The organism is Frondihabitans sp. GW821-FHT04F02, from assembly GCF_059420045.1.
This window is the reverse complement of record NZ_JBWKSZ010000003.1, coordinates 308,769-328,124: the sequence shown is the minus strand read 5'-3', so window position 1 is coordinate 328,124 and position 19,356 is coordinate 308,769. Positions and strand designations below refer to the sequence as shown.

The 19,356-nt window shown below is 69.9% G+C and carries 15 protein-coding genes; 8 read left to right on the top strand and 7 right to left on the bottom strand.

Translation table 11 applies throughout. The features are described 5' to 3' along the window. Positions 1-5: 5 nt before the first annotated feature. Positions 6-821 carry a 16S rRNA (cytidine(1402)-2'-O)-methyltransferase gene (gene rsmI / locus AC07TY_RS10180; protein ID WP_488625636.1) on the top strand — a complete coding sequence of 272 codons (816 nt, stop codon included), beginning with the start codon at positions 6-8 and terminating at the stop codon, positions 819-821. Positions 822-947: 126 nt separating this feature from the next. Here the strand turns inward: rsmI and AC07TY_RS10175 are convergent, their stop codons facing one another. Next, positions 948-1,859, bottom strand: a complete 912-nt coding sequence (locus AC07TY_RS10175; RefSeq protein ID WP_494785241.1) for a hypothetical protein — start codon at positions 1,857-1,859, stop codon at positions 948-950. Between the two features lie 198 nt (positions 1,860-2,057). Here AC07TY_RS10175 and metG point away from each other — a divergent pair, with 198 nt between their 5' ends. From metG to AC07TY_RS10155, 4 genes are read left to right on the top strand one after another with little or no spacing between them, the layout of a single operon-like run. Beyond that, complete coding sequence (gene metG, locus AC07TY_RS10170) at positions 2,058-3,629, top strand: methionine--tRNA ligase (RefSeq protein WP_494785240.1); 1,572 nt, start codon at positions 2,058-2,060, stop codon at positions 3,627-3,629. Beyond that, the gene (locus AC07TY_RS10165; RefSeq protein ID WP_488625639.1) at positions 3,626-4,555 is read left to right on the top strand and encodes a TatD family hydrolase; all 930 of its coding nucleotides are present in this window, start codon (positions 3,626-3,628) and stop codon (positions 4,553-4,555) included. The genes metG and AC07TY_RS10165 overlap by 4 nt, the downstream gene beginning before the upstream one ends. Position 4,556: 1 nt before the next feature. Continuing rightward, entirely contained in the window at positions 4,557-5,408 is an 852-nt protein-coding gene (gene rsmA / locus AC07TY_RS10160; RefSeq protein WP_494785239.1) for a 16S rRNA (adenine(1518)-N(6)/adenine(1519)-N(6))-dimethyltransferase RsmA, read from the top strand. Positions 5,409-5,410: 2 nt separating this feature from the next. Further along, positions 5,411-6,004, top strand: coding sequence for a hypothetical protein (locus AC07TY_RS10155; RefSeq protein ID WP_123506314.1), 594 nt, complete (start codon positions 5,411-5,413; stop codon positions 6,002-6,004). Between the two features lie 73 nt (positions 6,005-6,077). On the opposite strand, the gene AC07TY_RS10150 is transcribed toward AC07TY_RS10155, so the two are convergent. The 5 genes from AC07TY_RS10150 to AC07TY_RS10130 all read right to left on the bottom strand — a co-directional run bounded on the left by AC07TY_RS10150 (position 6,078) and on the right by AC07TY_RS10130 (position 14,611). Further along, positions 6,078-9,320, bottom strand: a complete 3,243-nt coding sequence (locus tag AC07TY_RS10150; protein ID WP_494785238.1) for a LamG-like jellyroll fold domain-containing protein — start codon at positions 9,318-9,320, stop codon at positions 6,078-6,080. Positions 9,321-9,498: 178 nt separating this feature from the next. Further along, a complete protein-coding gene (locus AC07TY_RS10145) occupies positions 9,499-11,805 on the bottom strand; it encodes a LamG domain-containing protein (protein ID WP_494785237.1) in 2,307 nt (768 codons plus the stop codon). Positions 11,806-12,051: 246 nt separating this feature from the next. Then, positions 12,052-13,386: an LLM class flavin-dependent oxidoreductase gene (locus AC07TY_RS10140; RefSeq protein WP_494785236.1), complete on the bottom strand. Its 1,335-nt coding sequence runs from the start codon at positions 13,384-13,386 to the stop codon at positions 12,052-12,054. A gap of 63 nt (positions 13,387-13,449) precedes the next feature. Further along, positions 13,450-13,734 (bottom strand): hypothetical protein, encoded by a 285-nt coding sequence (locus tag AC07TY_RS10135; protein WP_494785235.1) that lies wholly within the window; start codon positions 13,732-13,734, stop codon positions 13,450-13,452. Positions 13,735-13,804: 70 nt separating this feature from the next. Next, positions 13,805-14,611 (bottom strand): cutinase family protein, encoded by an 807-nt coding sequence (locus AC07TY_RS10130; RefSeq protein ID WP_494785233.1) that lies wholly within the window; start codon positions 14,609-14,611, stop codon positions 13,805-13,807. Between the two features lie 108 nt (positions 14,612-14,719). Between AC07TY_RS10130 and AC07TY_RS10125 the strand changes: the two genes are divergently transcribed. From AC07TY_RS10125 to AC07TY_RS10115, 3 genes are read left to right on the top strand one after another with little or no spacing between them, the layout of a single operon-like run. Continuing rightward, the gene (locus tag AC07TY_RS10125; RefSeq protein ID WP_494785232.1) at positions 14,720-15,688 is read left to right on the top strand and encodes an ATP-grasp domain-containing protein; all 969 of its coding nucleotides are present in this window, start codon (positions 14,720-14,722) and stop codon (positions 15,686-15,688) included. Continuing rightward, positions 15,685-16,743 carry an LLM class flavin-dependent oxidoreductase gene (locus AC07TY_RS10120; protein ID WP_494785230.1) on the top strand — a complete coding sequence of 353 codons (1,059 nt, stop codon included), beginning with the start codon at positions 15,685-15,687 and terminating at the stop codon, positions 16,741-16,743. Before AC07TY_RS10125 ends, AC07TY_RS10120 begins: the two co-directional genes overlap by 4 nt. Before the next feature lie 9 nt (positions 16,744-16,752). Beyond that, positions 16,753-17,697, top strand: a complete 945-nt coding sequence (locus AC07TY_RS10115) for a 4-(cytidine 5'-diphospho)-2-C-methyl-D-erythritol kinase (protein ID WP_123506308.1) — start codon at positions 16,753-16,755, stop codon at positions 17,695-17,697. Positions 17,698-17,759: 62 nt separating this feature from the next. Here AC07TY_RS10115 and AC07TY_RS10110 read toward each other — a convergent pair whose 3' ends face one another. After that, the gene (locus AC07TY_RS10110) at positions 17,760-19,337 is read right to left on the bottom strand and encodes a glycosyltransferase family 39 protein (RefSeq protein WP_494785229.1); all 1,578 of its coding nucleotides are present in this window, start codon (positions 19,335-19,337) and stop codon (positions 17,760-17,762) included. Positions 19,338-19,356: the final 19 nt, after the last annotated feature.

Below are 19,356 nucleotides of genomic sequence, written 5' to 3'. Positions count from 1 at the left end.
GGCAGGTGATCGTTCTCGCGGCAACACCCATCGGCAACCTCGGCGACGCCTCCACGCGCCTCGTGCAGGCGCTCGAGAACGCCGAGGTGATCGCCGCCGAAGACACCCGCACCGCGATCCACCTCATGCGCGCCCTCGGCGTCGAGAACCGGCCCCGCCTCATCGCCCTGCACGAGCACAACGAGCGCGAGAAGGCGCACGAGGTCGTCGAGCTCGCGCGCGCCGGCGACGTGCTGGTACTCACCGACGCCGGCATGCCCGCGATCAGCGACCCCGGGTTCCCGCTCGTCGAGGCGGCGTCGGCGGCCGGGGTGACGGTGACGGCGATCCCCGGGCCGAGCGCGGTGCTGACGGCGCTCGCCGTGTCGGGACTGCCGACGGACCGGTTCACGTTCGAGGGCTTTCTGCCGCGCAAGGGGGGCGACCGGAGGAAGTTCCTGCGATCGATCTCAACGGAGCGCCGCACGATGGTCTTCTTCGAGTCGCCGCACCGGCTCGCCGATTCGCTCGTCGATCTGGCCGCGGAGTTCGGGGCCGAGCGCCGCGTCGTGGTCTGCCGCGAGCTCACGAAGCTGCACGAGGAGGTCAAGCGCGGCACGGCCGCCGAGCTCGCCGCCTGGGCCGCCGACGGGGTGCGCGGCGAGATCTGCGTCGTCGCGGAGGGTGCCGAAGAGACCGAGGTCGACCTGGCCGCCGGCGTCGCGCTCGTGCTCGCCGCCGTCGCGTCGGGCGATCGGCTCAAGGACGCCGCCGCCGACGTGGCCAGCGCCACCGGGCTGTCGAAGCGCGACCTGTACGAGGGCGCGCTCGCCGCGCGCTGACCGGGCGCGCCCCGCGCCCCGCGCTGGCCTCGTGCTCGGTTCGGCGGGAGTTCGTCGGAACCGGCGGGTCTCCGGGGAGGCGCTCATTGCGACCAGACCCCGCCGAAGCGAACGAGCCGGTCCACGCTAGGCAAGCGGTACACCCGCCCCGAGCAACAGGTGGCGGAGGGGTGCGCCGGAGTCTCTGTACGCCTCGTCCCAGATCCAGCGCGTCACGCCGTGGCCGAGCGACCGCAGCGCGTCTTCGCGACGCTTCTCCTTCCACACGGCGTCGGCATCTCCTGATCCGTCGGCGCGCGCGTACTTGAGGAAGCCGTCGAACTCGCCGATGAGGTCGACCTCCTCCCAGTAGAAGTCGACGAATGCGTTGGTGCCGTCGGGCAATTGGAATTCGCGCTGCAGATCGGGCGCCGCAAGGCCTGCCTCGAGGATCACGGCCCGGCTCAGGGACTCGCCGGCGTTCGCCGCTCGGCCGTCCGCCCATTCGATCGCGCGACGCACACGGGCGTGGGCCCGGATCGGCGGGCCGTCTTCGAGGAGGGCGATCAGGTCGGCTGCGGTCACCCACTCCCGGCGGATCGCCTGGTCGAGCATCGGCAGCGATCGACCGAGACGGGATGTCGCAGCGACGTCCACGAGCGTCTGCGCGACAGACGTGACGACGAGGCCGTCAGCGTCTGCCAGATCGGGCGCGACCGCCCGCCGGTGAGCGAGCAGCCCCGGCTCGGAGCGGCCTCCCGACGCACCGACCATCAGCACGTCGACGCGCGAAGGCAGCGGGCCCACGAGCGGAAGCCCGAGCAGGACCGCGGCCGTCACGTGGCTGAATATGAGGGGCTTCCGGCGGTTGAGAGCGGTCGCCCGGGCGAGCGCAGCGAATCGGTCACGGGCTGGTCGCGCGGCCCAGGCGGCGCCATCGGCGTAGACGCCGCGGCGGACGCGGTGAAGGTGAGCGCGGTCGACGGCTCGCGACTGCTGCCAGCGGGCGACGCCGGCGCCCGCGAGGTTCGCGCTCGTGCGAAGGGGGATGGGCTCCATGCCCGCAATCGTGGTCGGCGTACCGCGCGCGAATCCTGCGCCTCGAGCATCTGTGGAGAGTGCGCACCCTGTGGACAGCCGGATGGGCGGGTGCTCGTCGGGTAGGGCGGGTCTCCGGCGCCCCGCCCGAGCCGACCAGCACCCGCCGACACCACGGGCGGGCGCCACAGGGGGAGCGGGCGCTTTAGGATGGACGACATGCCCGCCGGCGAGTCTTTCTACATCACCACTCCCATCTTCTACGTCAACGATGTCCCGCACATCGGTCACGCCTACACGGAGGTGGCCTCCGACGTACTCGCACGCTGGCACCGTCAGCGCGGCGACGACACCTGGCTGCTCACGGGCACCGACGAGCACGGGCAGAAGATCCTGCGCACGGCCACCAGCCACGACGTCACTCCCAAGGAGTGGGCCGACAAGCTCGTCGAGGAGTCGTGGATCCCGCTGCTCGAGACGGTCAACATCCGCAACGACGACTTCATCCGCACCACCGACGCGCGCCATGAGACCGGCGTGCAGCTCTTCCTGCAGAAGCTCTACGACGACGGCCTGATCTACCAGGGCGAGTTCGAGGGCTTCTACTGCGTGGGCTGCGAAGAGTACAAGCAGGCGTCCGATCTCGTCGACGGCACCGGTCCGTTCGAGGGGCAGCAGGTCTGCGCGATCCACTCGAAGCCCGTCGAGCTGCTCAAGGAGAGCAACTACTTCTTCCGCATGAGCGACTTCGAGCAGCCGCTCCTCGACCTGTACGAGTCGCAGCCCGACTTCATCCAGCCCGAGAGCGTGCGCAACGAGATCGTCCAGTTCGTCAAGCAGGGCCTCCGCGACCTCTCGATCTCGCGCGCCTCGTTCGACTGGGGCATCAAGGTCCCGTGGGACGACAAGCACGTCGTCTACGTCTGGTTCGACGCCCTCCTCAACTACGTCACCGCCGTGGGCTACGGCGTCGACGACGAGAACTTCGACCGGCGCTGGCCCGCGACCCACATCGTCGGCAAAGACATCGCGCGCTTCCACGCCGTCATCTGGCCCGCCATGCTCATGGCGGCCGGACTACCCGTGCCGAAGCACGTCTTCGGCCACGGCTGGCTGCTCGTCGGCGGCGAGAAGATGTCGAAGTCGAAGCTGACCGGCATCGCACCGCAGCAGATCACCGAGACGTTCGGCGTCGACGCGTTCCGCTACTACTTCATGCGCGCCATCACCTTCGGCCAAGACGGCAACTTCTCGTGGGAAGACATCTCGGCCCGCTACCAGGCCGAGCTCGCCAACGGCTTCGGCAACCTCGCATCTCGCATCATCGCGATGATCACGCGCTATTTCGACGGCACCGTGCCGGTGATCGGCGACCTCACCGAGGCCGACCTCGCCATCCGCGAGACCGAGCTCCGCGTCACGGCCGGCGCCGATGCCGCGATCGACCGATTCGCCATCAACGAGGCCGTCAGCACGGTCTGGGAGCTCGTCGACGCGCTCAACGGCTACATCACCGAGCAGGAGCCCTGGGTCCTCGCCAAAAACGAAGCGACCCGCGACCGTCTGGCGACCGTGCTCGGCACGGCCCTCCGAGGTCTCGGCACGCTGACGGTGCTGCTCAGCCCGTTCATCCCGGACGCCGCCCACAAGCTCTGGGAGTCCATCGGCCAGGGCGAGCTGACGAGCCAGAACATCGACCGCGCGGCCGAGTGGTCGGCGGCGCCCGCCGTCGTGCCGCTGCCGTCGACGCTCTTCCCGCGCATCGAGCAGCCTGAGGTCGCGACCGCGTGAGCGACGACGGCACCTTCATCCGGAGGCGGACGGACGAATCGGGTGGCCAGAAGCGCGATCTGACCTATCCGCCGCTGCCCCAGGCTCTGACCGTGCCGGTGTACGACAACCACACGCACCTCGAGATCGAAGACGGAGAGGGGCTCGACTACCGCGAGCACCTCGACCGGGCTTCGAGCGTCGGCATCCGCGGCGTGGTGCAGGTCGGCAACGACGTCGCCACCTCCGTCTGGTCGGCCGAGATCGCCGCACGGGAGCCGCGTGTGCTCGCCGCCGTGGCTCTGCACCCCAACGAGGCGCCGCGTCTGGCAGCTCGCGGCGAGCTGCACGATGCCCTGGCCGTCATCGACGAGCTCGCGGGTCGGCCGCGGGTGCGGGCTGTCGGCGAGACCGGGCTCGACTGGTTCCGCCTCGGCGAGAGTGGGATTCCCGTCGAGCAGGGCCGGGCGGCCCAGATCGAGTCGTTCGAGGCGCACATCGAGATCGCGAAGAAGCACGGCCTCGCGCTGCAGATCCACGACCGCGACGCGCACGACGACGTCGTCGCGACGCTCAAGCGCGTCGGCGCCCCTGAGCGCACCGTGTTCCACTGCTTCTCGGGCGGGCCCGAGCTCGCCGCGGTGTGCACCGAGAACGGCTGGTACATGTCGTTCGCCGGGACCGTGACGTTCAAGAACGCGCAGCCGCTGCGCGACGCACTGGTGGCCGCGCCCCGCAACCTGATCATGGTCGAGACCGATGCGCCGTTCCTGACCCCGTCGCCCTTCAGAGGCCGACCCAACTCGCCGTACCTGATACCGCACACGCTCCGCTCGATGGCCGAGACGCTCGGCACCGACGTCGGGCTGCTCGCCGCCCAGATCACCTCCACCACCGAGCTGGTGTACGGCACGTGGGAGTCCGAGCCCATCACGATCGAGGCCTGACGTGGCGTCCACCCTCCTCGGGCCGGCGGAGATCCGCGACCTCGCCGACCTGCTCGGCATCCAGCCGACCAAGAAGCTCGGCCAGAACTTCGTGCACGACGGCAACACCGTGCGCCGAATCGTCCAGGCGGCCACGGTGCCGAGCGGCACGGCCGTCGTCGAGATCGGCCCGGGACTCGGGTCGCTGACGCTCGGCCTGCTCGAGGCAGGGGCGGTCGTGACAGCCGTCGAGATCGACAAGCGCCTCGCCGAGCAGCTGCCCGAGACGGTCCGGCTGCTCCAGCCCGACGCCGACCTGACGGTGGTCGTCGCCGACGCCATGAAGGTCACGGAGCTCCCGTCGTCGCCCACCCACCTCGTGGCCAACCTGCCCTACAACATCTCGGTGCCGGTGCTGCTGCACTTCCTCGAGCACTTCCCGTCACTCGAGCGCGGGCTCGTCATGGTCCAGGCCGAGGTCGGCCTGCGGCTCGCGGCGACCCCCGGTTCGAAGGTCTACGGCTCGCCCAGCATCAAGGCCGCCTGGTACGGAGCGTGGTCGACCGCCGGGCAGGTGAGCCGCCAGGTGTTCTGGCCGGTGCCGAACGTCGACAGCATCCTCGTCGCCTACGACCGGCGCGAGCCGAAGGGCACGGAGGCGGAGCGCGCGGTCACGTTCGAGCTCGTCGACGCCGCGTTCCAGCAGCGCCGCAAGATGCTGCGTCAGTCGCTCTCGGTCGTGTTCGGGTCGTCGGCCGAGGCGTCCGACGCGATCGAGCGCGCAGGGCTCCCGGCGACCGGCCGGGGCGAAGAGCTGACCGTCGACGACTTCCTGGCCATCGCCCGAGTGCGGCTGGCCGACGCGGGCGAGTAGCCGTGTCTCCCAAGCGCCGCCGTGAGTCCGGCGCGCCCCGAGCGGATCGTGCGGCCGAGTCGGCGCGGGCCGAGGGCGTCGCCGGCACGACCAGCGACGCCAAGCTGGCGGCGCGGAGCGGGCGCGGCGTCGCCGAGTGGTTCGAGATCCTCGACGCCGAGGCCGCCACCCGCCTCTCGCACGACCAGATCGTGGCGCTGCTCGTCGACGTCTACGAGGCGCCGGAGTGGGGCGCCGAGTCGGTCGCGGTCCGCTATCAGCGCGAGCGCGGCATCCGTCTTCCGGGCGAGCAGGATGACGGGACGTTCGCCGTGTCCGTGAGCCGCAGCGTGCGCGGCGCCCAGGTGGCCCTCCTCGATGAGGCGCTCGTGCGCGTGGCGGCGTTCGCGAAGTCGGAGCCCGTCGAGGTGCACCGCCTGCCGGAGCGCTGCCAGGCCGTCTGGGAGCTCGCCGCGGGCGACCGCCTCGAGCTGCGCGTCGGCGTTCCTCGCGATTCGCGGTGCGCCGTGACGATCGCGCAGAGCGGCATCCGCCTGCCGGAGCGCGTCGCCGACGTGCGGCGCGCACTCGAGCGGGTCGTCGTCGCCCTGTCCTGACCGGCCGCCTGCCCCGATCGGGGCGACGTGGCCGTCGAGTCGCCCCGATCGGGGAGTGTCGGGCGGCTCGCGACTAGGGGGTCGCGGCCTTCCACGCCGTGAACTTCAGCGTCTGGGCGCCGTTGGTCGCGGATCCTGACTCGTAGGCGACGATCCCCACCTCTCCCGGGGCCTGCAGGCCGGCCGCCGAGTTCGTCGCCGAGACCGTCCACGCCGTCGGCTCGGCCTGGCCGGTGAGCCAGACCTTGGCCCGGACGGTCGTCGGCGCGGTGCCGGTGACCTGCAGGCGGGCGCTGAGCCCGGTGCCGGCGGCGAGAGTGCCGGGCACCGTCACCGGCGCGGCGATCGTCGTCCCGGCGCCGACCAGCGAGACGGTTGCCGCACCGCCGGCTTTGAGCGCGATCGTGGCGCGGTAGTCGGTCGACGAGTCGATCCGGCGGCCCTGCAGCGTCACCTGGGTGCCTCCGCCCGTGGCGACCTTGTCGAGTGAGAACTGCGTCGTCAGGTCGACGTTCGTCTGCGCGACGGAGCCGAGGTAGACGCCCATCTGCTGGCCGGGTCCGGTGAGCAGGATCGAGCCCGCTCCGCCGCCGACGGACAGGTTGGAGTTGGTTCCGGCGCGCGTCCAGTCGCCACCGACGTCAGCCGTGCCCCAGCCGGCGGTGAGCGTCCGGGCGAACGTGTCCTGGGCGATCGGCTGGGTGCCGCCGCCGGTCGGCGCAGTCACCGCGATGCTCTTCGAGGTGGTGCCTGTGGCGCCCTGGTTGTCGGTGACCTTGAGGGTGACCGTGTAGGTGCCGGCGGCGGTGTACGTGTGCGAGGCCGAGGAGCCGGTCGCGGTGCCGCCGTCCCCGAATGTCCAGGCGAAGGATGCGATCGATCCGTCGGGGTCGGACGACCCGGTCCCGTTGACCGAGGTCGTCAGTGCCGACGAGGTGCTCGTGAACGACGCCGTCGGCGAGACGTTGGCAGGGGTTCCGCCGGCCCCGGTCTTGGCGGCCGCGTACTGCGCCGAGACCTGCGCGCCCGTCAGCGCGCTCGGATACACCGAGACGTCGTCGATGGAGCCCGTGAAGAACTGCGACCCCGACCACGTCGAGTCGCCGCCCACCCGCCAGAAGCCGTCATAGGACTGAGCGGTGCCGATGCCGGTCTTCGTGCCGATGAGGGCGCCGTCGACGTAGAGCGCCATGCTCCCCGAGCCGAAGGTGCCCACGGCCTGATGCCACGCGCCGTCGGTGACGGTCCCGCCCGTCGAGATGGTCCGGCTGCTTCCGTCGTAGACGCCGAAGGTCAGCTGGCTCGACGAGTTCACGTAGAGCTGCCGGTCGTAGTTGAGCGACGTGCCGACGTTGAGGTCGCCGAACCCCACGATCCTGCCTGACTTGGTCGTCTTGAACCAGGCTTCGAGCGAGAACGTCTGCGGCGCGGCCACCTTGGCCTGAGTCGCCGAGTAGCCGGTGGAGCTGCCGTCGAACGTGGCCGCGGTGTCGCTGTCGATCGTCGCGCCGGCGGTGCCCTTCGTCACGCCGGACTGAGCCACCTGGTCGGAGTAGCCGATGAAGTCGCGGACCTTCGCGCCCGACTCGTCGAAGCGCCAGTAGTTCGAAGCGCCGTCCGAGACCACGCGGGCCTGGTACCCCGTGGGCGAGCTCGACGCGACGGTCACGGAGACGCTGTCGCCGAGGACCGTGTTGCCGAAGGGGTCGGTGGCGCGCAGGCGATAGCTGTGCGTCGAGCCGGCGGCGAGGCCGTTGTCGGTGAAGCCCATCTGCGGCCTGGACCACGTCGTCGAGTACTGCGTCGTCGTGAAGACCGGGGTGGCTCCGCCGTCGCGGTAGAGGCTGTAGGTCAGCGTGCCGTTGTCGCGGTCGGAGTTCGCGAGCCACGAGGCCTTGACCTTGCCGGGCGCTGTCGAGATGAGGTTCGGCGTGAAGCTCGATCCGGTGGCCAGCGGGCCGGCCTTGTTCGGAGCGATCGACGGAACGGCGAACCGCACGAGCCCCTGCTGGGCGACGCCGTTGACCGTGGGGAACTCACCGCCGTAGAGCACGTACCTGCTGTTCGCCGCGACGCTCCAGGCCGCCTGCGTCTGGCCCGTGAACGAGCCGGCGACGAGGTCGGGGTTCCAGTTCAGGAGCGACGGGGCGGGCTTGCCGGCGAAGTTGGCGTAGCCGCCGATCGGGTTGGCAGCGAGGGTCTGCGTGGCGGCCTTGCTGAAGGCGGTGCCGCGGTGGAAGACCCACGTCGACGAGGGGTTGTTCTGCGGGAAGCCGCCGAGGTCGCCGCAGAAGTGCTCGTGGCTGGCCACGTACACGGCATTGTCGGTCGGAGCGACCGAGTAGGTGTCGCCGTGGCAGTCCTCAAGCCAGATGAGGTTGCCGTTCCAGTCGGTGCGGAAGGCTCCCTCGACGTTGCCGCCGGCTCCGAAGACGTAGCCGCTGCCGTACACGCCGTCGGCGTCGGACGTGATGCTGGTGATGCCGGACTGGGTGCCGCCGTCGCGGACGACCGAGTTGACGGCCCAGGGCAGGAGGGAGCCGCTGACGGCGTCGACGGCGCCGAGCCCGTAGCCGGGGTTGCTGGAGCCGTTGAGCGTCGTGAACGCGCCGCCGACGACGACCTTGCCGCCGTCGGGCGAGACGGCGAGCCCGGTGACCTGGCCGCCGGATGCCGACGGCGCCCACGACTTCACGGCACCGGTCGTGGCGTCCACGGCGGCGAGGTCGGAGCGGGTCTGGCCGCCGACGGCGGTGAAGCCGCCGCCGAGGTAGAGGGTGTTGCCCGAGAGCGCGAGCGCGTTCACCGTGTACGCGGCGTTCGGGTTGAACGCCGTGACGACGGCCCCGGTCGCGGCGTCGAGCTTGGCGATGCGGTTGCGCGTCACGCCGTTGATGCTGGTGAACGATCCGCCCACGTAGACGTACTTGCCGTCGGCGGAGGCGATGACCGACTTGACCTGGCCGTTGGCGGAGGGCGCGAAGCCGGTGCCCAGGACCCCGGTCGTGATGTCGTACGACAGCAGGTAGTTCCTGCTCACCGTGTTGACTCCCGCCGCGGAGCCGGCGGGTCGGGCGTTCGTGAAGTTGCCGCCGACGAAGACCGTGCTGCCCGAGATGACCTGCGTCCAGACGACGCCGTTGATCTGAGGCGTCGCGAGCACGTCGGCGGTGACGGTGGTCGGCGTCGTCGGATCGGTCGGCGACACCGGCGCCGAGTCGGCGAGGGCCGGTGACGCCACGGCGAGGCCGGCGAAGACGAGAGCGGCGGTCGCGATGACGGCGGACGCGGGGGCAGGACGAAGCAGACGGCGCATGGGTGGCCTCGGGTGTGATCGAGTGGTGTGGTGCCTGTGCGGTGGTGCTGGCGGGTTTCGGGCCCCGGACGCTGTGCTCAGCGTTCGTCGTGACACGCTCCTCAGTGAGCGTGGTCTGGTGGTTGCCGCGATCCTAGGCTCTGAACCGCGTCGAGCGCGACCCTTAGCCGAAGAAATCTCAGGAATTCACGTCCGCTGCGGCGTAGTGAGCGGCGACGCGATCGGCGGAGAGCGTCGAGGAGTACACCGACACGTCGCGGATGCTCCCGACGAAGAACCGCGGCCCCGGCCATGCCGAGTCTCCGCCGACCCGCCAGTAGCCCCACGCCTTCGACATGGCGAACGTGCCGCTCTTGCCGGTCACCTGCGTGCCGTCGACGTAGAGGCGCATCGACGTCGTCGACACGGTGACCACCGCCTGGTGCCACTTGCCGTCGGCGTACGACTTCGAGGTCGCGACGGCGACGCGGCCCGGGTTGCGGACGCCGAACGTCAGCGTGCCGTTGGACTGCAGCACCAGGCTGCGGTCGACGACGCTCGACAGGAACGTCGCGTTGTTGCCGAAGTCCACGATCGTGCCGGAGCCGCCCTTGGCGGCCTTGAACCAGGCCTCGATGGTCAGCGATTTCATGGCGGGAGTCGATTCGTCGCGCGAGTGCCCGTAGCTCGAACCGGTGCCGATGACCGGGGGAGTCGCCGTCTCGACGGAGCGCCCGCTGGACGAGACCGCCGACACGACCAGCGGAGACCTGCTCGTCGAGTCGGTCGCCTCTGCGGTCGCGCCCTCGCCGAGGCGCCAGAAATCGACCGGGGCGTCTTGCAAGACCGCCCCCTCGTACCCGGTCGTCGTCGCGCTCGCCACCGTCACGCTGATGGCGTCGCCGAGCACGCTGTTGCCGAATGGATCGGTCGCCCGGACGCGGTACGAGTACGTCTGCCCGGCGGTGACCCCGGTGTCGACGAACTGCAGCGAGGGCCGGTAGTAGAAGGTCGAGTTCGACGTCATCGACGTGACCGGGTGGTCGTAGTCGCTGTCGCGGTAGAGCGTGTACGTGAGAGTCGGGTTGTCGGGGTCGGAGTTGCTGGGCCAGCTGACGGTGACCTGGCCGGCGCGCGACGAGACCGCGGAGGGCACGAACGTCGCCCCCGACGCCTGGGGGCCTGCGGAGTTCGATGCGAGCGATGACACCGCGAACCGGGCCAGGCCCTCCTGGGCGACGCCGTTGACGGTCGGGAACTCTCCGCCGTAGACGACGTACTTCGAGTTGCCGGTCACGCTCCAGGCCGCCTGGCTCTGACCGGTGTAGGTGCCGATCGACATGGTCGGGAACCAGTCGAGCAGCGTCGGGGCGGGCTTGCCCGAGAAGTCGGCGTAGTTCTTCGAGCCGTTGTTCGTGAGCTTCTGCGTCGCGGCCATCGTGAAGGCCAGGGCGGGGTAGTGCATGGTCGGAGTGCTCTCGCGGAACCCGCCGAGATTGCCGCAGTAGTGCGCGTGGCCTGCCGTGTAGACGATGCTCCCGACGATCACCGACGAGTAGGTGTCGCCGTGGCAGTCCTCGAGCCAGACGAGGTTGCCGTTCCAGTCGGCGCGGAAGGCGCCCTCGAGGTTCCCGCCGACGCCGAACACGTAGCCGCTTCCGACCACTCCCGCCGACGACGAGCTCAAGCTGGTGATGGCGGCGTTCAGGCCGCCGTCCTGCACGAGCTTGCTCACCGGCCACGGCATCGACTTGCCGGTGGAGCGCGAGACGGCCGACATGCCGTAGCCGCTGTAGGAGCTCTTGATGCTGCGTCCGTAGCCGTTCGTCGACGTGAACTTGCCGCCGAGCACGACCTTCTTGCCGTCGGGCGAGATCGCGATCGACGTGACCTGGCCGCCGGCCAGCTTCGGCGCCCACGACGACGGCGACCCCGACTTCGGGCTCACCGCGGCGATCTGCGTGCGGACCTTGCCCTTGATCTTCGCGAACGAGCCGCCGAGGTAGAGGTAGCTGCCGCGCAGCACGATCGAGCGGACGGTCCCGCTCGCCGCCGGGTCGAACCCGCCGACGAGGTTTCCGGTGGTGCCGCCGATCTCGGCGACGCGGCTCCGCTTCGCCGTGCCGATCTTCGTGAAGTCGCCGCCGATGTAGAGGTGCTTCTTGTCGGCCGTTGCCGCGATGGCCAGGACCTGGCCGTTGACCTTGGGCGCGAACGCCGGAAGCAGCACGCCGGTGCGCACGTCGTAGGCCAGCATGTTCGAGCGCGCGACCTCGTTCACGCCCGCGGGTGATCCGGAGGGGCGGGCCTTGGTGAAGGAGCCGCCGACGTACACGGTGTTGCCCACGATCAGCTGCGTCCAGACGACGCCGTTGATCTGCGGCGCTGTCAGAGAGTCCGCGGTGACGGTGGCGGGGGTCGTGGAACTCGGGGTGGTGGGAGCGGAGTCCGCATGCGCGGCACCCGCAGAGAGGAGGCTGCCGGCGACGAGCGCTACGGCGGCCACGACTGCGGGCAATCTCCTGTTTCGGGACAGGAAAGACAAGTGTGCCTCAGAGATGTGTATTCGGTTGACTCGTTCGCCCCGCCGGGCACGCCTGGGTAAGGGGCGGTCCGTCGGGAAGCGGGTCGAAGCGAGGGCGGCTCGGGTAGCCGTTTCTGCGACAGTACTTCGCTTTCGGGCGGAATGCGACCCTCGAACAGGGGTGATCTGTCCCCCGGAGGTGGGTCGAAGGGCGGACAGGGCCCGGAGCTAGAAGTCGAGCAGGTTCGAGCGCAGCCCGCCTCCGCCGAACTCGCGCCGCAGGATCCCGCGCTGCCGCAGCTCCGGAACGAGCGCATCGAGGGTCCGGTGCACCGTCGCCGGGTGAAGGTCGCCGTTGAAGATGAAGCCGTCGTTGTCGGCGTCGTCTCCGAGCTCCTCGATGAAGTCGGCGATCTCGCCGACCGTCCCGACGAAGCCCGTGCCGTCGCTGATGCGCCCCTTGCGGTACTTCGCGGTGAACAGCTCGCGCAGCGGAGTCGCCGGGTCTGCGTTGCCCACGAGCCCGCCGATGCTGCCCTTCGACACGTGCTGCCCGAACACGGCCAGGTCGAGCGGCCTGTCGAGGTCGAGGCCGGTCAGGTCGGTCTCGGTGATGATCGACTGCCGCTCGATCACCTCGTGCAGGTCGGAGTCGCTCGGGTGCGCGCTCGCCGCGACCAGTCGATCGGCTTCCTCCGTCGAGGCGACGATCTCGGGCGTCAGCACGAAGAGAATTCGAAGGGACGCAGGAACTCGGCCCTGCGCCCGCGCGGCCTCATGGATCCGGGCCCGGTAGGCCCGAACCGTCTCCACGTCGAGCCGTGCGAGTGCGAGTTGCACGTCGCTGTTGCGCCCGGCGAACTCCAGCCCGCGCCCCGAGCCGCCGGGCGACACGATGACGGGGTCGCCATCGGCCTTGCCGCCCTCGTTCCCGTCGAAGGGCGGGGCGTTGAGCGGGCCGTCGAGCGAGAAGTACTCGCCGCGGTGCTCGAACGCGTCGAGCTTCGCGCCGTCGGCGTAGCGCCACGTCTCGGTGTCCTCCACCACGGCGCCGTCGGCCCAGCTGTGCCAGAGGCGGCGCACGACATGCATCCACTCCTCGGCGCGGTCGTACGAGGCGTCGTGGTCGAGCTCGGGGATGCCGAAGTGGCGGCTGCCCTTAACGTCGGTGACGACGTTGATGCCGACGCGGTAGTCGCTCAGGTGCTGGAGGGTCGCGAAGCTGCGGGCGGCGAGGTACGGCGGGAGCACCCCGGCGTTCACCGTGGGGGCCACGCCGAGGTGCTCCGTCGCTGCGAACAGCCACGGTGTCAGCTGCAGCGGGTCGAGCTTCGGGGCGCCGAGGGCCCCGCGCACGCGGAGGTCGAGCTGCTCCTTCGGGCCGGGGGAGAGGCTGTCCTCGATGATCAGCAGGTCGAGGCCGGCGCGCTCGAGCTCCTTGGCCGACTGCTGGTAGAGCCCCGGGCGGTCCCACCGCAGGTTCCAGTGCCAGTCCGGCCGGAGCCATCCCTGCGGCCCGAAGCCGCGGCCGAAGAACCATCCGAAGTGCTGGAGACGTGCCATGCCGTCAGTCTGCCCGGTTCTGGCGTGGTGGAGCCTGGGTCGCCGTAACCGGACGTTGCCAGATCAAGCGAGCACAACGAGTGCGACGAGTGCGCTGGCCGCTGTGACCACCCCGCCGACGACGGGGAGCCACCAGATCGGGCGGCAGTTCCTGCGTCGAATGAACCCGGAGACGACGGCGCCGAGGAATGCAGTGCCTGCGATCAGGGACACGGCCACCCACGCAGCCCAGTGCGGGTCGAGACCGTCGTCGGCGGCTCCGGGGCCGACGATCCACGGGCTGATGAAGACGAGGAAGACGCTCGCGGCTGACACGATGAGCTGGCCGCCGAGCAGCCCCGCGAACACGAGGAGAGACGGTCGACTACAACGCGCGGCAGGGCTCTTATGCCAGTCCGCGCTGAACGGAAACACGTGGTCAGCCTCGTACGACCGGGATCGCCGAGCGACGTGTCGACGTGTTCCAGTCCCGAATGAACTCATACGCGGCATAGGTTGAGCGTGATGCATAGCTCTCGTGGATCTTCTTCGCGTCAGATCCTGTGCCCTTCTGGCAAAACAGGTCGCCCGTGTAGCAGTAAGACCGGATGATCGGCATCTGAACCGGCTTGGTCGCTGACGGAGAGGGGTAGGCAAGGCGGGTCCACGACGCAAACGCATTCGCCGGGCGGGCGAATAGTCCGTTTCCTTTTCCGGAGGCCGATGAGTTCCACTTCGCACCCGCGCGGTAGGTCGGGTCACCGAAGAAGACCACGCTCGTGATGTGCTTCTTCTGCGTAGCAGTCAGAGGTGTCACGCCGCTCCCGGTCAGGACGTCTCCGATCACATCGGCCCCTTGCGAGTAGCCGGCCAAGTTGATAGACGAGTAGGGACACTCGTTTACGATCGTGTGAATCAGGTTGCGAAGGTTCGTGGCGCCGGTTTTCACACTCGTCATGTATGTCTGGCCGACACCGATGGCGATGGCGGGATAGGTGACGGATTGGCTCCACGTCGGAATGTCTTTGTCGCTGTCGAATAGTCCCTTGACGATGCCGACCGTCGTCCCCATTCCTGGTTTTTCGCCGGTGCCTCGAACGCCGACGAGGATGATTCCGGCCCCGCAGCGATTGGCCATCACCTTCGCCTCCGCGGTCTCGGGTTGCGAGACGCTGACGAAGCCGGCCGCGGCGAGGACAAAAGCAGCCGTAACACGAGAGCGTAATCCAAAATTGAAATTCTTCATGCAGTTTAACTACCAGGCGCGAGAGCCTAGAGCAAGCTGAGCGACGGGCGACGCGTAGCGCGGCGAAACACTTCTGCGGTTCTCGGGGGGAGTGCCTAGGCTGAGCGGGTGACCGATCAGCCCACCGTGTACGTGATCCACGAGAACCCCGAGTGGTTCCCGCCGCTGGCCCGAGCCTTCGAGCTCGAGGGAGTCCCCGTCGAGCAGCTGCTGCTCACCGACGGCGCCATCGACCTCACCGCCGAGCCCGCCCCCGGCATCTACTGGTCGCGCATGTCGGCCAGCGCCCACACGCGCGGCAACGAGTTCTCGAAGGAGTACACGCGGGCCACCCTGTCGTGGCTCGAGGCCGCCGGTCGCCGCGTCGTCAACGGGCGGAAGGTCATCGACATCGAGGTCAGCAAGGTGCAGCAGCACCTCGCCCTCCAGCGTCTCGGCTTCGATGTGCCGAAGACCAAGGCCGTCTTCGGCACCCGCGACCTCGCGGCCACCGCCGAGACGTTCGCCACCCCCTTCATCTCGAAGCACAACCAGGGCGGCAAGGGCCTGGGCGTGCGGCGCTGGGACGACCAGGCCGAGTTCGCCGCCTGGGTCGAGTCCGACGACTTCGAGTCGTCTCCCGACGGCATCACTCTCATTCAGGAACTCCTGGTCGGCGCCGAGTCCTTCGTCACGAGGGCTGAATTCGTCGACTCGCAGTTCGTCTACGCCGTCCGCGTCGACACCTCCGGCGGCACCTTCGAGTTCTGCCCCGCCGACGCGTGCGCGCTGCCCGGACAGGCGCCGCTCTTCGCGCTGCGGGAGAGGACCGCCGGCGGCGAGCCGATCGCCGAGCACCCGCTGGTCCGGCGGCTTCCCGAGTTCCTGCGCGATCAGGGCATCGAGATCGCCGGCATCGAGTTCATCGAGACGACCGACGGCCGCACGGTGGTCTACGACGTCAACACGAACACGAACTACAACCCGGAGGTCGAGGCCGCGGCGACGCTGTCCGGGCCGCGCGAGATCGCGCGCTTCCTCGGGCGCGAGCTGGCGGCCGCCTACCCGGAGACGGCCCCCGTCGAGGTCCTCGCGTGAGGTTCGGCTTCTGGACCCCGATCTTCGGCGGCTGGCTCCGCAACGTCGATGACGAGCAGATGCCCGTCACCTTCGACTACGTCAAGAAGGTCGTGCAGACGGCTGAGCGAGTCGGGTTCGACCTGACACTCATCCCCGAGCTCAACCTCAACGACATCAAGGGCGTCGCCGCGCCGTCGCTCGAGGCGTGGGCGCTGACGGCGTCGATCGCCGCCGTGACCGAGAAGCTCGAGCTGATGGTCGCGGTGCGCCCCGGCTACCATCTTCCGGCCGTCACCGCCAAGCAAGCGGCGACCGTCGACGAGGTGTCGAACGGCCGCTTCACGCTGAACGTCGTCTCGGCGTGGTGGGCCGAGGAGGCCCGACAGTACGGCGGCATCTTCTCGGAGCACGACGATCGCTACGCTCGCACGTCGGAGTTCGTCTCGATCCTGAAGGGCCTGTGGAACGAGACGCCCTTCGACTTCCACGGCGACTACTACGACCTCGAGCGCTCCCACCTCGAGCCGAAGCCCCACGTTCAGCCGCGTATCTACGCCGGCGGCGAGAGCCCAGCCGGCAAGGCCGCGATCGTCGGGTTCGCCGACGCCTATCTGACGCACGGCGGAACCGTCGACGAGCTCCGCGCCAAGGTCGACGACATGAAGGCCAAGCGCGCCGAGGCCGGCGCGACGCCGTTCGAGGCGTTCGGCATGGCGGCGTACGCGATCGTCCGCGACACGGAGGCGGAGGCGGAGCAGGAGCTCGCGCGCATCACCGACGTGAGTCACGGCGCCGCCTACGAGTCCTACCAGGACTTCGTCGCCCAGTCGCACCTCGAGCACGAGCCCGACCTGCGCGACTACTCGGTGTCGAATCGCGGACTCCGCCCCGGCTTCATCGGCACGCCGCGTCAGGTCGCCGACCGGATCCTCGAGTTCGAGGCCGCTGGCGTCGACACGCTGCTGCTGCAGTTCTCGCCCCAGGTCGAGGAGATGGAGCGGTTCGCCCGCGACGTCATCCCGCTGGTGCGCGCGGAGTCGCCGTCGGCACGAGAGGCCTCCGTCTCCCGGTAGGTTGGACGTATGACGTCCGTGGGGAGCCCGACTGTGGTCCACACTCGTGCGCCAGGCAAGATCAACGTCTACCTGCGCGTCGGCGACCTGCAAGACGACGGGTATCACGAGCTGGCGACGGCCTACCAGGCCGTCTCGCTGTACGAAGACGTGCGCGCCGCCGAGGCCGACGCCTTCACGGTGCGGTTCACGTCGGTGCACGCCGGCATCGACCTGTCAGGCGTGCCGGTCGACGACACCAACCTGGCGATCCGCGCGGCCAAGCTGCTGGCGAAGGCGACCGGCCATCGCGGCGGCGTCGAGCTCGTCATCGACAAGAACGTCCCCGTCGCCGGAGGCATGGGCGGAGGGTCCGCCGACGCGGCCGCGACGCTGCTCGCCTGCGACACCCTGTGGGGCACGGGGCTCTCGCGCGACGAGCTCCTCCGTCTCGGCGCCCAGCTCGGAGCCGATGTCCCTTTCGCCCTGATGGGCGGCACTGCCATCGGAACCGGGCGCGGCGACGAGCTCAGCCCGGCGCTGGCACAGGGCAGCTTCCAGTGGGTGCTCGCCCTGGCCGACTTCGGCCTCTCGACGCCCGCCGTCTACCGCGAGCTCGACGAGCACCGCAACCGACACCGCGCCGACATCAGCCCGGTCGTGCGCACGCCGCGGGTGGAGTCGGGCGTGCTCCAGGCCCTCCGCGCCGGCGACCCCGCGCTTCTGGCCGACGTCCTGCACAACGACCTCCAGGCGCCCGCGCTGCACCTCGAGCCCGGTCTCGCCGACGTGCTCGAGCTCGGCGAGCAGAACGGCGCCCTCGCCGGCGTCGTCTCGGGGTCCGGGCCGACCGTCGCCTTCCTGGCGCCCGATCTCGACGGAGCCCTCGAGCTGCAGATCGCGCTCAGCGCCTCCGGGCTCGACGTCGTGCGGGCGACGGGGCCGGTGCACGGCGCACGGGTCGTGGCCGACTAGCTCGGCTCGGCGTCCCACAGCCGCGGGCGGCACGAACACCCGTGATCGGCACCGACACCCGATCAGCCGAGCTTGTACCGCACGATGTTGACGTAGGTCAGGTGCCACTGCTTCTCGACGCGGAACCCCTCATCGGCCAGGGCCTGCGTCACGGCCGGCCGGATGTCGCGCTTGTCGCTGGTGACGAGCCACACGTACTCGTGGCCGTCGACCCGCTCGATCGTATCGGCGAGCGCGTACCGGTCTTCCCAGAGCTTGCCCGTCTCGGCGGCGGGCTTCTTCAGGGTGACGTCGGTGAGGCCGGCGAACGCGTCGGGGTAGGTGTACGCGATGTTGCGCGCCGACGCGGCGGCATGGCGTCGCAGGTGGCCGTAGATGATGGCGTCGTCGCCGCCCGAGGGCTCGAGCGACCGCTCATGCGCGATGAGGTCGGCCACCTCGGCCCATGACGAGTTGTCTTTCGCCTCGGGCTGGCGCTGGCTCACGTAGCTCGGGGCGGTCAGGGCGATCAGCACGACGAGGCCGGCCGCGATGAAGCGGCGGCGGCTGAGGGCCGTGAGCCCGACGGCGATCAGGATCGCGACGGCCGGAGCGCCGAACGTCACGTAACGCGGCGAGTACACCGGGTTCGAGACCATCGAGACGGCGATGAGCCCCACCGTCGGCACAGCCATCCACGGCACGACGACCTGGAGCACGTTGGGCGCGTTATGACGCGCACCCCGGCGCAGCACCGAGACGACTCCGACCACGACGAGCGCCCAGGCGACGGCGGTGAGCTGCCAGTTGGCCATGAACCACTGCCAGCCGAGCACGTTCGGGAAGACGTTCCAGCCGGGCCGCAGGATCCAGTTGATCTGGCGCGACTGCGAGCTGGCGAGGTGAGCGAGAGGGATCAGCGCGAGCGCCGCGGCCGCCGAGGCGATCACCCAGCCGCCGAGGGCCTGGCGCCACGGTGTCTCCCGGTCGTGCAGACGGCTGCGGAGAGCCCAGAGCGCGAGGGTGAGACCGTGCGCGACGACGACGAGCGCGACGTAGAGGAAGACCATGCCGGCCGCCAGGGCGAGAACGCCGTAGAGCACCCAGAGCCGCTTCGACGGCCGCGGCCTCGTCGTGGCGTGCATCAGCACCAGCGACAGCGCGACGGCGAGCAGGGTCGCGGTCGCGTACGAACGACCTTCGGCGCCCATCCACGTCACGCGGGGGAGCACGGCGAACACGAGGCCCGCGACGAGGCCCGTGCGCTTGTCGGTCAACCGCGCGGCGAGCAGCACCACCAGCGCCGCGGCGAGTCCCGTGGCGACAGCACTCGGAAACCTCAGCGTGAACGGCGTGTAGCCGACGAGGTCGAACCACCCGTGCATCAGCCCGTAGTACGTGGCGTGCACAGCGTCGACCGTCTGCACCTCGGCCCAGAGATGCTTGTACGAACGCGTCGCCGACACGACCGTGGCCGATTCGTCGAACCACACCGACGGCACCCACGAGAAGGCCACCGAGAGCAGGAACGCGAACGCCCCCGCGATCCCGGCGTCTCCGAACCGGCGCGCTCGCACGTCGCGGTACCACCCAGCAGGACGCAACAACCGGCGTCGTACAGTGGGTGTCGCAGCGGTCCGCGAGTCGAGGAGGTCGGTCATGGTGCGGCTTCCTCCCCTG

Coding starts and splice junctions, on each gene's coding strand:
- AC07TY_RS10110 (WP_494785229.1), bottom strand. CDS start 19,337: ATGACCGACCTCCTCGACTCGCGGACCGCTGCGACACCCACTGTACGA.
- AC07TY_RS10115 (WP_123506308.1), top strand. CDS start 16,753: ATGACGTCCGTGGGGAGCCCGACTGTGGTCCACACTCGTGCGCCAGGC.
- AC07TY_RS10175 (WP_494785241.1), bottom strand. CDS start 1,859: ATGGAGCCCATCCCCCTTCGCACGAGCGCGAACCTCGCGGGCGCCGGC.
- AC07TY_RS10140 (WP_494785236.1), bottom strand. CDS start 13,386: ATGGCACGTCTCCAGCACTTCGGATGGTTCTTCGGCCGCGGCTTCGGG.
- metG (WP_494785240.1), top strand. CDS start 2,058: ATGCCCGCCGGCGAGTCTTTCTACATCACCACTCCCATCTTCTACGTC.
- AC07TY_RS10130 (WP_494785233.1), bottom strand. CDS start 14,611: ATGAAGAATTTCAATTTTGGATTACGCTCTCGTGTTACGGCTGCTTTT.
- AC07TY_RS10150 (WP_494785238.1), bottom strand. CDS start 9,320: ATGCGCCGTCTGCTTCGTCCTGCCCCCGCGTCCGCCGTCATCGCGACC.